Annotated in this window: 13 protein-coding genes; 9 read left to right on the top strand and 4 right to left on the bottom strand. The window is 67.1% G+C overall.

The features are described from left to right. Position 1 precedes the first annotated feature (1 nt). The 8 genes from CR919_RS06380 to CR919_RS06345 all read left to right on the top strand — a co-directional run bounded on the left by CR919_RS06380 (position 2) and on the right by CR919_RS06345 (position 8,791). Positions 2-679 carry a Fe2+-dependent dioxygenase gene (locus tag CR919_RS06380; protein ID WP_099819285.1) on the top strand — a complete coding sequence of 226 codons (678 nt, stop codon included), beginning with the start codon at positions 2-4 and terminating at the stop codon, positions 677-679. Between the two features lie 172 nt (positions 680-851). Then, positions 852-1,247 carry a hypothetical protein gene (locus CR919_RS06375; protein WP_099819284.1) on the top strand — a complete coding sequence of 132 codons (396 nt, stop codon included), beginning with the start codon at positions 852-854 and terminating at the stop codon, positions 1,245-1,247. A 149-nt stretch (positions 1,248-1,396) separates the two neighbouring features. After that, the gene (locus CR919_RS06370) at positions 1,397-3,817 is read left to right on the top strand and encodes a TonB-dependent receptor (RefSeq protein WP_099819283.1); all 2,421 of its coding nucleotides are present in this window, start codon (positions 1,397-1,399) and stop codon (positions 3,815-3,817) included. Positions 3,818-4,047: 230 nt separating this feature from the next. Then, on the top strand, positions 4,048-4,683 hold the full coding sequence (locus tag CR919_RS06365; protein WP_099819282.1) for a PepSY-associated TM helix domain-containing protein: 636 nt from the start codon (positions 4,048-4,050) through the stop codon (positions 4,681-4,683). Positions 4,684-4,724: 41 nt separating this feature from the next. Beyond that, the gene (locus tag CR919_RS06360) at positions 4,725-5,243 is read left to right on the top strand and encodes a DUF2271 domain-containing protein (RefSeq protein ID WP_032975835.1); all 519 of its coding nucleotides are present in this window, start codon (positions 4,725-4,727) and stop codon (positions 5,241-5,243) included. 116 nt (positions 5,244-5,359) lie between these two features. Continuing rightward, positions 5,360-6,163 carry a DUF4198 domain-containing protein gene (locus tag CR919_RS06355; RefSeq protein ID WP_099819281.1) on the top strand — a complete coding sequence of 268 codons (804 nt, stop codon included), beginning with the start codon at positions 5,360-5,362 and terminating at the stop codon, positions 6,161-6,163. Positions 6,164-6,218: 55 nt separating this feature from the next. Then, entirely contained in the window at positions 6,219-7,190 is a 972-nt protein-coding gene (locus CR919_RS06350; RefSeq protein ID WP_099819394.1) for an FAD:protein FMN transferase, read from the top strand. Beyond that, the gene (locus CR919_RS06345; RefSeq protein WP_099819280.1) at positions 7,187-8,791 is read left to right on the top strand and encodes a sulfite reductase subunit alpha; all 1,605 of its coding nucleotides are present in this window, start codon (positions 7,187-7,189) and stop codon (positions 8,789-8,791) included. Before CR919_RS06350 ends, CR919_RS06345 begins: the two co-directional genes overlap by 4 nt. A gap of 191 nt (positions 8,792-8,982) precedes the next feature. On the opposite strand, the gene CR919_RS06340 is transcribed toward CR919_RS06345, so the two are convergent. The 4 genes from CR919_RS06340 to CR919_RS06325 form a co-directional block, all read right to left on the bottom strand. Then, complete coding sequence (locus tag CR919_RS06340; protein WP_099819279.1) at positions 8,983-9,591, bottom strand: HutD family protein; 609 nt, start codon at positions 9,589-9,591, stop codon at positions 8,983-8,985. 34 nt (positions 9,592-9,625) lie between these two features. After that, positions 9,626-10,351, bottom strand: a complete 726-nt coding sequence (locus CR919_RS06335) for a murein L,D-transpeptidase catalytic domain family protein (RefSeq protein ID WP_099819278.1) — start codon at positions 10,349-10,351, stop codon at positions 9,626-9,628. A 17-nt stretch (positions 10,352-10,368) separates the two neighbouring features. Next, positions 10,369-11,436 (bottom strand): L,D-transpeptidase, encoded by a 1,068-nt coding sequence (locus CR919_RS06330; RefSeq protein ID WP_089241204.1) that lies wholly within the window; start codon positions 11,434-11,436, stop codon positions 10,369-10,371. A 337-nt stretch (positions 11,437-11,773) separates the two neighbouring features. Further along, complete coding sequence (locus CR919_RS06325) at positions 11,774-12,061, bottom strand: helix-hairpin-helix domain-containing protein (protein WP_343124856.1); 288 nt, start codon at positions 12,059-12,061, stop codon at positions 11,774-11,776. Positions 12,062-12,298: 237 nt separating this feature from the next. On the opposite strand from CR919_RS06325, the gene CR919_RS06320 reads away from it, so the two are divergent. Continuing rightward, on the top strand, positions 12,299-13,792 hold the full coding sequence (locus tag CR919_RS06320) for a M20 family metallopeptidase (RefSeq protein WP_099819277.1): 1,494 nt from the start codon (positions 12,299-12,301) through the stop codon (positions 13,790-13,792). Positions 13,793-13,812 lie beyond the last annotated feature (20 nt).

Below are 13,812 nucleotides of genomic sequence, written 5' to 3'. Positions count from 1 at the left end.
CATGCTGCTGCACATCCCCGACATCCTCAGCGCCGGACAGGTGGCTGATATCCGCCGCAGGCTCGATGCGGCAGACTGGACCGATGGCCGCGAGACTGTCGGCCACCTCGGCGCGCAGGCCAAGCACAACCAGCAACTGCCGGAAGCTGCGCCGCTGCGCCGCGAACTTGGCGAAACCATTCTGGTCGCGCTGGCACGGCACCCACTGTTCTTCAGCGCAGCGTTGCCGCTGAAGTACCTGCCGCCGCGCTTCAACCGCTACAGCGGCGGCGGCACCTACGGCTTCCACGTCGATGGCGCGGTGATGAACCTGGCCAACGGCGAGCAGCTGCGCTCGGACATCTCCTGCACGCTGTTCCTGTCCGACCCGGACGAGTACGACGGCGGCGAACTGATCATCAGTGACACCTACGGCGAGCATGAAGTGAAACTGCCGGCCGGTGATCTGATCGTGTATCCCTCCAGCAGCCTGCACAAGGTCAACCCGGTCACCCGCGGCGCGCGCGTGGCCTCGTTCTTCTGGGTGCAGAGCATGATCCGCGACGATGTGCAGCGGCGCCTGCTGTGGGAGATGGACACCTCCATCGAACGCCTGCGACAGACCGCTGGCGATGCCGACGCGGTGCTGCAGCTGACCGGCGTGTACCACAACCTGCTGCGACGCTGGAGCGAAGTCTGAGCCGATCAGGCCACCCTTGCGACAACTTGGCAATCATTCTCATTTGCAACGGCTAACGGGTCTCATTACAATCACGCCCCGTTGACGCCGGATGTTCCGGCCAGCCAGGGATTTCCGCTTGCGTCGCCCGTTCCGCCCCCGCCCGCTTCGGCTTGTACAGCTCGGCACCGCCATGCGCGGCCGTCGGCCTGCGCTGGCCAGCCTGCTGGCGTGGGTGGCGATGTTGACGCTGTTGCTGGGCACCCTGCCACTGCTGCCAGTGGCCCATGCGGCTGCAACCCAGGCGCTGCAGCAGCCGCTGGAAGAGCGCGGCGGCGAAGGCCCCCTGCAGGAAGAAGCACCGGCCAAGCTGCGGCGCTGCGCTTCTGCACCGGCCAAGTCCTCTGACAAGCCGGCGCCGCCGCTGCTGCTGGCCAGCCACTGGCTGCGTACCGAACTTGCTCTGGTTCCCTCCGCGTCGGCTCCGTCCGGCGCGCGTCCGCACTGGCCCTTGGCCGCACCCGACATGCCCTGGGCCGATGCGCCCGGGCGTCGCCAGCAACGCGGCCAGGCGCCGCCGCTCGCCTGATCCACGGCACGCTGTGACCGCCTGCGCGGTTGCATCGGCTCGCCGCTGCCTGCTTCACCTCTGCCGCCCCTGACCGGGCCCTCCCTGCCCCTGTCGTGCGCGCTCCGCGCCCGGCATCGCGCTGTCCTGCATCCTTCGAGGTATCTGCCATGGCCCAGCGCCATCGTGTCCGTTCGTCCCTGTCCCGCCACCTGTTGACCAGCGCCGTGCTGGCCGCCGTCGCAGCTCCCGCCTACGGCAGTGGTGCCGCCAGCGGCGCACCGCAGACCCTGGACAAGGTGGTGGTGACCGCCTCCGGCTTCGAGCAGAAAGTGGTCGATGCACCGGCCAGCATCAGCGTGGTCAGCCGCGAAGAGCTGAGCAAGCGCCCCTACACCAGCCTGGTTGACGCGTTGCGCGACGTTGAGGGCATCGACGTCGGCCTGGAAGCCACCGACAAGAACGGCCGCGCCACCATCTCCATGCGCGGCCTGCCGTCCGAGTACACCCTGGTGCTGATCGACGGCCGCCGCCAGAGCAATGCCGGCCAGCTGTATCCGAACAACTTCGGCGGTGGCCAGTTCGCCTACCTGCCGCCACTGGATGCGATCGAGCGCATCGAAGTGGTGCGTGGCCCGATGTCCACCCTGTACGGCTCGGATGCGATGGGCGGCGTCATCAACATCATCACCCGCCGCAACCAGGACAGCTGGCACGGCGCGGTCACCCAGGGCTTCACCGTGCAGCAGGACGATCAGTTCGGCAATGCGCGCAGCACCGACCTGTACCTGAGCGGCCCGCTGGTCAAGGATCGCCTCGGCCTGGCCGTGCGCGGCAGCTACTACGACGCCAAGGCATCCAATCCCGAATGGGACGCACTGACCCTGCCCGACGGCACCTTGTGGGAACGCAGCATCGGTTTCGGTGGCGGCGGCAAGTCGGTGGCCAACACCAACTGGAACACCGGCGTGCGTCTGAACTTCCACGTCAACGACGACCACGAACTGTGGCTGGACTACGACGTCTCTCGCCAGAAGTACGACAATAGCGAGGGCCAGACCGGCACGCTCGACAGCCTGGCCAGCCTGTGGCGCGTGGGCAACGCGGTGGTCCCGAACCCGAACGGCAACGGCACCGTCACCCGCCGCGTGGTGCAGCCGCGCGTGGGCTACACCGCCTACCAGCGCTATGAGCGCGACCAGCTGTCGCTGACCCATCAGGGCCGCTACAGCTTCGGTACCTGGCAGACCTCACTGACCCACAGCAAGAGCAACAACCTCGGCCGCTCGCTGCCGCTGACGCTGGACGAGCGCGCCGGCCTGCAGACCCTGTGGAACGACGTCTGCCGCCGCACCGGCGCCGCCAGCAACTGTGCCGCCGGCCGCAACAACGCGCTGGGTGCACTCAACGCCAGCGAACAGGCACGCCTGCAGGCATTCCTGCCGCGTCCGCTGCGCACCATGGAGCTGGAAGGCTACGTGCTGGACACCATGCTCGACCTGGACTTCGACGCACACAAGCTGACCGTGGGCGGCCAGTACAACGACACCGACATGGTGGACGGCGTGTTCGGCATGGACGGTGCCGGCTATCGCAGCAACACCAGGCAGAAGCACCGCATGTGGGCGTTGTTCGCCGAGGACAACTGGTCGCTGACCGAGACCCTGACCGCCACCTTCGGCCTGCGCTACGACGACCACAACATCTTCGGCAGCCACCTCAGCCCGCGCGGCTACCTGGTCTGGAACGCCACCGATGCCTGGACCTTCAAGGGCGGCGTCAGCACCGGCTACAAGACCCCGCGTCCGGACCAGCTGTTCCCCGGCATCACCGGCTTCGGTGGCCAGGGTGTGCTGCCGCTGGTGGGTTCGCCCAACCTGAAGCCGGAAACCAGCACCAACTACGAGCTGGCCGCGTACTACGAGGGCCAGCGCTGGGGCTTCAACGTCACCGGTTTCATCAACAAGTTCGAAGACAAGATCGCCAGCGGCGGCACGTTCCCCAACTGCGAGGTGGCACCTGCCGGCAGTGGCTACTGCGTGGACATCGGCCCGGGCTGGGCCTCGCTGGGCTACAGCACCTTCACCCAGAGCGTGAACATCGACAAGGCCGAAACACGTGGCGCGGAACTGGCCGGCCACGTCGACCTGCTGGACAACCTGCAGCTGCGCGGCAACTACACCTGGACCAAGAGCGAGCAGACTGCCGGTTCCGGCAAGGGCCTGCCGATCACCGGCACCATGCCGGCCAAGCACATGGCCAACGCCAGCCTGAACTGGCAGCTCAACGATGCCATCAGCCTGTCGTTGATCGGCGAAGGCCGCTACGACCGCTACCGCGACACGATCCTCGATGCCGGCGGTGCCAGCCACACCCGCTACTACGAGGACTACACGATCTTCCACCTCGGTGGCAGCTGGAAGGCCACGCAGTGGCTGACGTTCAACGCGCGGGTCAACAACCTGTTCGACAAGAACTTCGTCTCGCAGTCGTGCCTGCTGACCAGCCCCAGCGAATACAACTGCGTGGACGACTACGCCACCAAGGACCAGCGCCGCAGCTACTGGATCTCGCTCAACGCGAAGTTCTGAGGCCGCGACCGGTAGTGCCGGCCTTGGTGGGTGCCTACCTTGGTCGGCACCGCTCCATCCACGCATGGCGTGGATCTACTGCCCATACCGAACTTGGTCGGCGTTTCATCCACGCATGGCGTGGATCTACCGGTCCGCACTACCCCTTCAGAGATACACAACGACATCTAATTGCGAGCAATTCTCATCAATGATGTAATGGCCAGTATTCATCCGTCCCGAACCGTGCCGTGAGCCGTCCCGCATCTTCCACCGTGCAGCAGCAGAGCCGCGGCTTCTGGCTGCGTACCCTGCACCAGTGGCACTGGATCAGCTCGGCGGTCTGCCTGATCGGCATGCTGCTGTTCGCGGTGACCGGGCTCACGCTGAACCATGCGGCGAAGATCGAAGCCAAGCCAGAAGTGCAGAACCAGCATCTGGAACTGCCGGCCGACGTGCGCGGCCAGCTCGGCACACGCGAGGACGGCAACGCGCCGATCCCGCGCCCGGCCCGGCAATGGCTGGACGAGCAGCTGGGCATTTCCATCGGCGGCCGACCCGCCGAATGGTCAGCCGAGGAAATCTACCTGTCGCTGCCACGCCCCGGCGGCGACGCCTGGCTGAGCATCGACCGCGAAACCGGCGCAGTCGAGTACGAATCGACCTCGCGCGGCGCGGTGTCCTACCTCAACGACCTGCACAAGGGCCGCAATGCCGGCCCCGCGTGGGGCTGGTTCCTGGACGTGTTCGCCGTGGCCTGCCTGGTGTTCTGCATCACCGGTCTGTTCCTGCTGCACCTGCATGCGCGGCAGCGACGCATGACCTGGCCGCTGGTCGGCCTGGGCCTGATGATTCCGCTGCTGATCGCCCTGCTGCTGATCCACTGAACTTCCACCGTGATTTCCATCCGTTTCTCCGGAGCCGCCCCATGCGCGTCACCCTGACCATCGCCCTCAGCGGCCTGCTGGCCACCTCGCCGGCCTACGCCACCACCCTCGACATCAACGTCGAAGTGCCCAAGCTCAACGTGGCCGAGTACCACCGCCCGTATGTGGCGGTGTGGCTGGAAGGCGCCGACCAGAAGGTCGCCGCCAACCTGTCGGTCTGGTACCAGCAGACCAGCAACAGCGAAGGTCATGGCACCAAGTGGCTGCCCGACCTGCGCCAGTGGTGGCGCAAGAGCGGCCGCACCCTGCAGGTGCCGGTGGATGGCGTGACCGGCCCGACCCGCCCCGCCGGCAAGCACGCGCTGTCGTTCAACGACAAGCAGCCTGCGCTGAAACAGCTGGCCCCGGGCAACTACACCCTGGTGGTGGAAGCGGTGCGCGAAGTCGGCGGCCGTGAACTGCTGAAGATCCCCTTCACCTGGCCGGCCACCGCCGCACAGAACGGCCGCGCGCAGGGCGCCACCGAACTGGGCCAGGTCACCCTCGCCGTCAAGCCTTGATCAAGCGGGGTCGGATCCCTTCCGCAGGAAGGGCTCTGACCCCATCGCCATATCCTCGGGGTCAGAGCCCTTTCCTTTGGAAAGGGATCCGACCCCTTCCAACTGGAGTCTTCCGCATGAAGCGCACGCTCGTCCTCGCCGCCGCTCTGGCCGCTGCCCTTCCCTTCTCTGCCCTGGCCCACAAGGCCTGGCTGCTGCCCTCGCAGACCGTGATCGCCGGCAATGCGCCGTGGATCACCGTCGATGGTGCGGTCTCCAATGACCTGTTCTATTTCAACCACGTGCCGCTGCGCCTGGAATCGGTGGTGATCACCGCCCCGGACGGCAGCACCGTGCAGGCGCAGAACGCGGCCACCGGCAAGTACCGCAGCGTGTTCGACGTCGAGCTGAAGCAGCAGGGCACCTACCGCATCGCCTCGGTCAACGACGGCCTGTCGGCCACCTATGAACTGAATGGCGAGCGCAAGCGCTGGCGCGGCACCGCCACCACCTTCGGCGAACTGCCCAAGGATGCCAAGAAGCTGGAAGTGAGCCAGTCGGTCGGCCGCGTGGAGACCTTCGTCACCAACGGCGCGCCGAACGACACCGCGCTGAAGCCGACCAACCGCGGCATCGAGCTGGTGGCCGTTGGTCACCCGAACGACCTGTTCGCCGGCGAAGAAGCGACCTTCCGCGTACTGGTCGACGGCAAGCCGACTGCGGGCCTGGAGTTCGAGATCGTGCGCGGTGGCACCCGCTACCGCAATGCGCAGGACGAGCAGAAACTGACCAGCGACGCCAAAGGCGAGATCAAGGTGACCTGGCCGGAAGCCGGCATGTACTGGCTGGAAACCGGCACCGAGGACAAGAAGACCTCGGTCAAGCAGGCTGCCAAGCGCCGCCTCAGCTACGTTGCCACGCTGGAAGTACTGCCGCAGTAAACGCATCGCTGCGATGCCCGGCGCACCCGGGTATCGCAGCCTGCTACGCATGCCCATGACCTCTACCGCACTCGACATCGCCCGGCTGGGTGGCACCACCATGGGCACCACCTGGAGCGTGTCACTGGTGGCACCGCGTCAGCGCGACCTGCATCCGCTGCATGCGGGCATCCAGGCCCGCCTGGATGAAGTGGTCGCGCAGATGAGCACCTGGGAAGCGGGTTCCGACCTGAGCCGCTACAACCGCGCCGACGCGGGTCACTACTGCGTGCTGCCGGCCGAGACCCGCCACGTCCTGGCCTGCGCACAGGCCATCGCCGCCGCCAGCGACGGCGCCTTCGATCCCACCCTCGGCCCACTGGTGGCGCTGTGGGGCTTCGGTGCGCATGCCGGTGAACGACGTGCACCCAATGCCGTCACGCTGCAGGCAACCCGCGCACGCTGCGGCTGGCAGCGCCTGCACTGGCAGGACGATGCGCTGCTGCAACCGGGCGGACTGGAGCTGGACCTCTCGGCGATCGCCAAGGGCTTCGGCGTCGACCACGTCGCCGCGTGGCTGCGCGGCCAGGGTGTGAACGCCGCACTGATTGAAGTTGGCGGAGAACTGGCAGGCTATGGGCGCAAGCCTGACGGCCAGCCGTGGCGCGTGCTGGTGGAGTCGGCGCCGGAAGAAGATGCCCACACCGATACGCCACCGCGTGTACTGGCGCTGGATGGAAAGGCAGTGGCCACCTCCGGCGATCGCTGGCACCAGTATCAGGACGATGGCGTTGCCTACAGTCACAGCCTCGACCCACGCAGCGGCACGCCGGTGCGACAGGTCGCAGCCGCGGTCACCGTGGTCGCCGACGACGCGATGCACGCTGACGCCTGGGCCACCGCACTAACCGTGCTCGGTCGCGACGCGGGCATCGCGCTGGCAGAGCGCGAAGGGCTGGCCGCACGCTTCCTGGAGCGCACCGCCGATGGCCCGCGCGAAACTCTCAGCAGTGCCTTCCAGCGACTGCTGGATAAGCAGGCCGCATGAGCACTCGTTTCTCGCGCGCAACCCTTGGCAACGTCGCAGTGCTGGTCCTGCTGGCAGTGATCGGCTTCGCCCTGCTGCGCCTGCACCTTGGCGAAGTGTGGTGGCAGGGTGCGCCGCCGTCGCGGCAGTGGGGTATCGCACTGGCCGCCACCGCGCTGTATTCACTGGCGTGCACCGTGGTGTGGTGGCGCAGCCGTCCACGCGATGACACGACCGAAGGCGGCGACCAACCGATGCTGCTGGTCTGGTCCAGCCAGACCGGCTTTGCCCGCGAACTGGCCGAGCGCAGTGCGCAGGCCCTGCGCTCGGCCGGCGTGCCGGTGCGCCTGCGCGGTCTGCACGAAGTGGATGCGCCCCTGCTTGCGGGCAGTGCGCGTGCACTGTTCATCGTCAGCACCACCGGCGAAGGCGATGCACCCGACCACGCCCTGCCCTTCCTGCGCCAGGTGATGACCACGCCGCCGCCCCTGGGCCACCTGCAGTACGGCGTGCTCGCGCTGGGTGATCGCAGCTACGGGCATTTCTGCGCGTTCGGCCACCAGCTGCACGACTGGCTGCGCCAGCATGGCGCGCATCCGCTGTTCGATGCCATTGAAGTCGACAACGCCGACCCGGCCGCCCTGCGCCACTGGCAGCAGCTGCTCGGCCAGCTCGGCGGCGACGCCAGCGAACTGCCCGATTGGACACCGGCCCAGTACCAGCCGTGGACGCTGCTGCAGCGCATCCACCTCAATCCCGGCAGCATTGGTGGTCCTGTCCATTGGCTGCGCCTGCAACCACCGACTGACAGCAGCGCGCACTGGCAGGCGGGCGACATCGCCGAGGTCGGACCCCAGCACGCCGATCAGAGCACGCGCGACTGGCTGCAGGCGCAGGGCTTCGATGCCAACACTGTGTTGGACGACGGGGATACGCTGCTCGCCCGCGTTGCACGCTCGCATCTGCCCTCCTTGGTTGCTGCGGGCGATCTGCCTGGCTTGTTGGCGGCACTGCAGCCACTGCCGCATCGCGAATATTCCATCGCCTCGGTGATGGACGACGGCGCGGTGGAGCTTCTGCTGCGCCTTCAGCTGCGTGCCGATGGCACACCGGGCGTTGGCAGTGGCTGGCTGTGCGACCACGCCGTCGTCGGCGAGCCGGTGCAGATGCGCCTGCGCCGCAACGAGAATTTCCACGGCGTCGCCATCGATGTTCCGCTGCTGCTGATCGGCAACGGCACCGGTATCGCCGGCCTGCGTGCACACCTGCACGAGCGCGCACGTGTTGGCGGCGGTCGCACCTGGTTGTTGTTCGGCGAACGCTCGGCCGCGCATGATTTCCACTTCGGCGATGAGCTGCAGGCGATGCTCGCCAACGGCACGCTGACCCGCCTGGATACGGTATTCAGCCGTGATGGCGGCGCGCATCGGTATGTGCAGGATCGCCTGCTGGCCGAAGCGGCCACGCTGCGGCAGTGGGTCGATGAAGGCGCAACGATCCTGGTCTGCGGCAGCCTGCAGGGCATGGCCCCGGCAGTGGATGCGGTGATCGAGCAGGTGCTCGGTGCCGACGGCAAGGAAGCGCTGCTTTTGACCGGTCGTTACCGGCGCGATGTGTATTGAGCGAACGAGTGGAGCAAACCGCCTCTTGTGGGTGCGAACCGCTTCCTGGTGGGTGCGAACCTTGGTTCGCACGATGACGCAGTATTGGCCGCCGCATCCACGCATGGCGTGGATCTACTGGAGCACAGCGACCGCATTTTCAGTAGATCCACGCCATGCGTGGATGATTGCCTCCCGGCGCCGACGCTGGATCAGCCGCCCGCGGCGCTCACCCGTATCGCCAGCAACTCCCCGCCGCCCTGCAGTGCATGCCGCTGACGCGCGCCGGCCGCCAACCACGCGGTATCGCCGCCCTGCATCGCAGGCAATCCACTGTCCGCACCAAACGTGGCCTGCCCACCCAACAGGTGCAGGGCCCACGCCACACCCGGCTCGCAGAAGAAGAACATCGGCCCGACCAGCGGCCGGTGCAGCAGCTCGGCCTGCAGCTGCTCGCGCTTCCACATCAGGTTGAAATCGTGGGTGGTGCCGTCGACCAGTTCGCCATGCAGCGCGGCTTCGCCGGCAAAACGCACGCGCCCATGCGGTGGCAGCACCTCGGCCACGCGGCCGTCCTCGAAACGCAGGCGCACGCCATTGCCCTGCAACAACACCAGTTCGCGCTCGACACCGGGGAACGCGGAAAACGCGGCGTCCTGTTCGATTTCGGCCACTGACAGGCGCAATGCCCAGTCATCGCCCTGCGCCGGCAACCGCAGGATCTCGCGGGTCCAGCCGAGGCCGTTGCGCCAGCGTTCGCGGCGGTAATCCAGGCTGGAAATCACCTGGCTCGGGGTCTGCAGCAGGGAGTCGATGTTCATGCGCGCATTGCATCATGCCGCGCGCCACAGCGCATCACCGCGTTGCAAGACCCGAGGCCGTCCCGCAATCGCCACCCAGCAGCTGCGAGTGCTTGAGCCAGTCCTGGTCGGGGTAGTACGCGAACACCATCGTGCCGCCTCGCAGCGCGTCGATCAGCGGCTTGGCCACCGACAACCGCACCGCCGGGCAGCCGAGACTGCGCCCCAACCGCCCCTGCAACTGTGCGGTGGAGGGATTCACATACGGCGCACCGTGGATGACGATGGCGCGCTCGCGTGCACGATCGTTGAAACCCGGCTCCAACCCTGCCAGGCGCAGCGAATAGCCGTTGCCGCCCATGTAGGTTTCCTGCGCGGTGAACGCGCCGAGACTGGACATGAAGCTGCCATCGCGGTTGGAAAAATGCTCGGTGCGGTTTTCGCCGCTGTTGCGGCCGTGCGCCACCCATTCCTCGAACAACAACCGCTGGCGAGCCAGGTCGAACACCCACATCCGCGGCTCGGTGGACGGCCGCGAGTAGTCGATCACGCTCAGGCGCTCACCGCTGACACCCAGTTCCGGCCGCTGCAGCGCGCAGCGCATGGCGTGGGCGGCCAACTGCAGCACCCGGCGGTCAGCCTTGGGCGCGCTGCGGGCCAGCTGCGCAGCGAGATCATCGGCGCTGATCGCGGCAACAGGCGTCTGTGCCCCGGCCGGGGCGCTGGCAGTGGTCGCCAGCAGGCCAAGGGCGGCCAGCCGGCACAGGCGGAAAGCAGACATGGGCACGTAGGGAGGGCTCAGGATCCCTTGAGGGTGGACGCTGGCGGCTCCGATTCCAAGACCGGCTGCATTCCCGATTCAGCCGCGCTTGGGCGCACCGCCGGCAGCGAGGTCACCAGCAGGGTCGTGCCCGGCACCAGCACCTGGTACAGCTGGCGGGCGAAATCGGCCGGCAGGGCCATCGGCAACGACGGCGTGGCCAGCAGGTCCGGCGTGGCCTGGGCGCGGTCCTGGCCCAGCAGCGGATAGGCCGTCCACTGGTGCAGGCGCTGCTGCGCATCAAGCGGGCTGGGGGTATCGCTGTAGCCCTGGCCCATCACGAACAGGGTGGTGCCCTGGAACGCCGGCAGCGCGTCGGCCTTCAACGGCGACTCACCGATCATCACGCCATCGCGCAGTACGTACAGGCGCTGGTCGTGCAGGCTGACCAGGATGCCGACCTGCCCGCTGGGGGCGGCCGCATCATCCCACCACGCCTTGTCCGGGGCGCCGGCCTCGCCTTCCGGCAGGGCCTGTCCGCGCGCATTCACCGGCGCCAGCACCGCCGGATAGGCCAGCGTCATCGGCGCGCTCTTGGCATCGGCCACGACCACCGTATCGCCGCGCTTGGTTTCGCTGAACAGCTTCTGCGCGAAGGCCTGCGGCAGGCGCACGCAGCCATGCGAGGCCGGGTGCCCGGGCAGGCTGCCGCCGTGAAGGGCGATGCCGTCCCAGGTCAGCCGCTGCATGTACGGCATGGGTGCGCTGTTGTAGAGGTTGGAGCGGTGGTCCTTGTCCTTCTGCAGGATGGTGAACACACCGGTCGGCGTCTCATGGCCGGTCTTGCCCGAGCTGATCGTGGTCAGGCCGATGGCGATGCCGTTGCGGTACACGTAGGCGCGTTGCTCATCCAGGCTCACCACCAGCACGATCGGCCCGGCCGGCGAAACTTCCGGATGCCACAGGTACTCGCCGGGCTTGAGGTCGGTCGGCCCGCGCACGTCGGACGTCGTCGCCGCGACCGGCTTGGAGGGTGCGGCCGCGTGCGCGGCGCAGGGCAGTGCCAGCGCGGCGGCGAGCATCAGGGTCAAACGGTGCAGGTGCATCCAGCCGATTCCATTCCATGCGAAGGCCTCACCGTACACCATGCGCGCGTGGTGGCTGCGCCAAAAGAAATTGCCCGGCGACACAGCCATGTGTCGTACCGGGCAATCGTCACGTCCCTGTCGGCCTGCTGCCACCCCCTCGCATCCTGCGAAGCGGGGGCGGCGTTGCATCCTGCACGCGGCCGCGTCTGTCCTGTTTGTATCTCAGCCCCTTCCACAGGTCTGTGATGCCACCATCCTGGTGATTGGTGCCGCATCCCTGCGACGGTCGGTGGTTACGGGCATCCTGTCCGTAGCCAATGGACCTGCATCCTGCCGGTCCCGACGTTTCCTGTTGTCAGCGCCTGGGTACGGTTCGCACCGGTACCGATCCGGGTACCGGATCCGCAGGCAACATCGTGTTGCCAACGGTGATCCGCCGTCGATTCCGTTCGACGATCGATGTCCCTATCCCCTTCACCTGCGTCAGGTCCTCGACGCGGTGAAACGGGCCGTGTCTGCGCCGGTGCTCGACGATTGCCGCGGCCTTGGTGGCCCCGACCATCGTCAATCCCTGCTGCAGCGCCTGGGCATCGGCCCGGTTGATGTCGATCGGCTCGGCAGCTTGCGCCGCCGCGATCCACATTCCCAGTACCAGCGCCCTAAACACGACAAACCAAGGCACGACGTGTATCTCCTTGTGGTTCTGACCGTCCCGACCGGCAATCCCGTCGGTCGAAACAGTGTCCGTCACCACATGCACACAGCGTATCGGGTTCACGGATTTCTAAAAGCCAGCCAAATACCCGACGTGATGTAGGGAAAACCCTACCCTTGGCCGAGGCGTAGAATGGGCGGATCAGCCATGCAACCGGAGTTTCAGATGGACAGCGCCAAGCTCGGCCAATTCGTCAATGACAAGTGGGACAGCGACATCGTCCCGCAGTTGGTCGACTACATCCGCATCCCCAACAAGTCGCCGATGTTCGACGCCAACTGGGTGCAGAACGGCTACATGGAGCAGGCGGTCACCCTGATGGAAACCTGGGCCAAGGCGCAGGAACTGCCCGGCCTGAAGGTCGAAGTGGTCCGTCTGGAAGGCCGTACCCCGCTGATTCTGCTGGAAATTCCGGCGACCGGCGCCGAAACCGGCGACGACACCATCCTGCTCTACGGCCACCTGGACAAGCAGCCGGAGATGACCGGCTGGGACGACGACCTCGGCCCGTGGACCCCGGTCCTGCGCGGCGACAAGCTGTATGGCCGTGGTGGTGCCGATGACGGTTACGCCATCTTCGGCTCGCTCGCTGCCGTGCTGGCGCTGCAGGCCCAGGGCCTGCCGCACGCCCGCTGCGTGGTGTTGATCGAAGCCTGTGAAGAATCGGGCAGCTACGACCTGCCGGCCTACGTGGACCACCTGGCTGACCGCATCGGCAAGCCGTCGCTGGTGGTCTGCCTGGATTCGGGCTGCGCCAACTACGACCAGCTGTGGTGCACCACCTCGCTGCGAGGCCTGACCGGCGGCAACTTCTCGGTGAAGGTGCTCAACGAAGGCGTGCACTCCGGTGATGCCTCCGGCGTGGTGCCGTCCAGCTTCCGCCTGCTGCGCCAGCTGCTGTCGCGCATCGAGGACCAGGACACCGGCCGCATCCTGATCGAGGGCATGAACGTGGAGATCCCGGCCGAGCGCCTGGAGCAGGCCAAGCGCGCCGCCGATGTGGTCGATACCGCGATCTTCGAGAAATTCCCGCTGGTCGACGGCCTCAAGCCGATGAACGACGACCTGACCGAGCTGGTGCTCAACCGTACCTGGCGCCCTGCCCTGTCGGTGACCGGCATCGGCGGCATGCCGCCGCTGGAATCGGCCGGCAACGTGCTGCGCCCGCATACCGCGGTGAAGCTGTCGCTGCGCCTGCCGCCGACCGCCGATGGCAAGACCTGCGGCGAACTGCTGAAGGAAGCCCTGCTGCGCGATCCGCCGAACGGCGCGCAGGTCACCCTGGACCTGGAAAAGGCCTCCACCGGCTGGAACGCGCCGGCGATGGCACCGTGGCTGACCAAGGCCATCGACGATGCCAGCCAGACCTTCTTCGGCAAGCCGGCGATGTACATGGGCGAAGGCGGCTCGATCCCGTTCATGGGCATGCTTGGCGAGAAGTTCCCGGGCGCCCAGTTCATGATCACCGGCGTGCTCGGCCCGCACTCCAACGCCCACGGCCCGAACGAGTTCCTGCACATCCCGATGGGCAAGAAGGTCACCTCGTGCGTGTCCAAGGTGATCAGCGAGCACTACGCGGCCAGCCTGCGTGGCGAGACCAGCGGTTCGCCGGTGGCCGCCGACAGTGGCACCCGCCACGGCGACCACGGCTGCTGCTGATCCAGACACACCGTGACGGA

Origin of the sequence: Stenotrophomonas sp. LMG 10879 (genome assembly GCF_002750935.1) — a bacterium.
Taxonomy (GTDB): domain Bacteria; phylum Pseudomonadota; class Gammaproteobacteria; order Xanthomonadales; family Xanthomonadaceae; genus Stenotrophomonas; species Stenotrophomonas lactitubi_B.
Note: the sequence above shows the minus strand (reverse complement) of the source record. Positions and strands in the feature narration are given on the sequence as shown.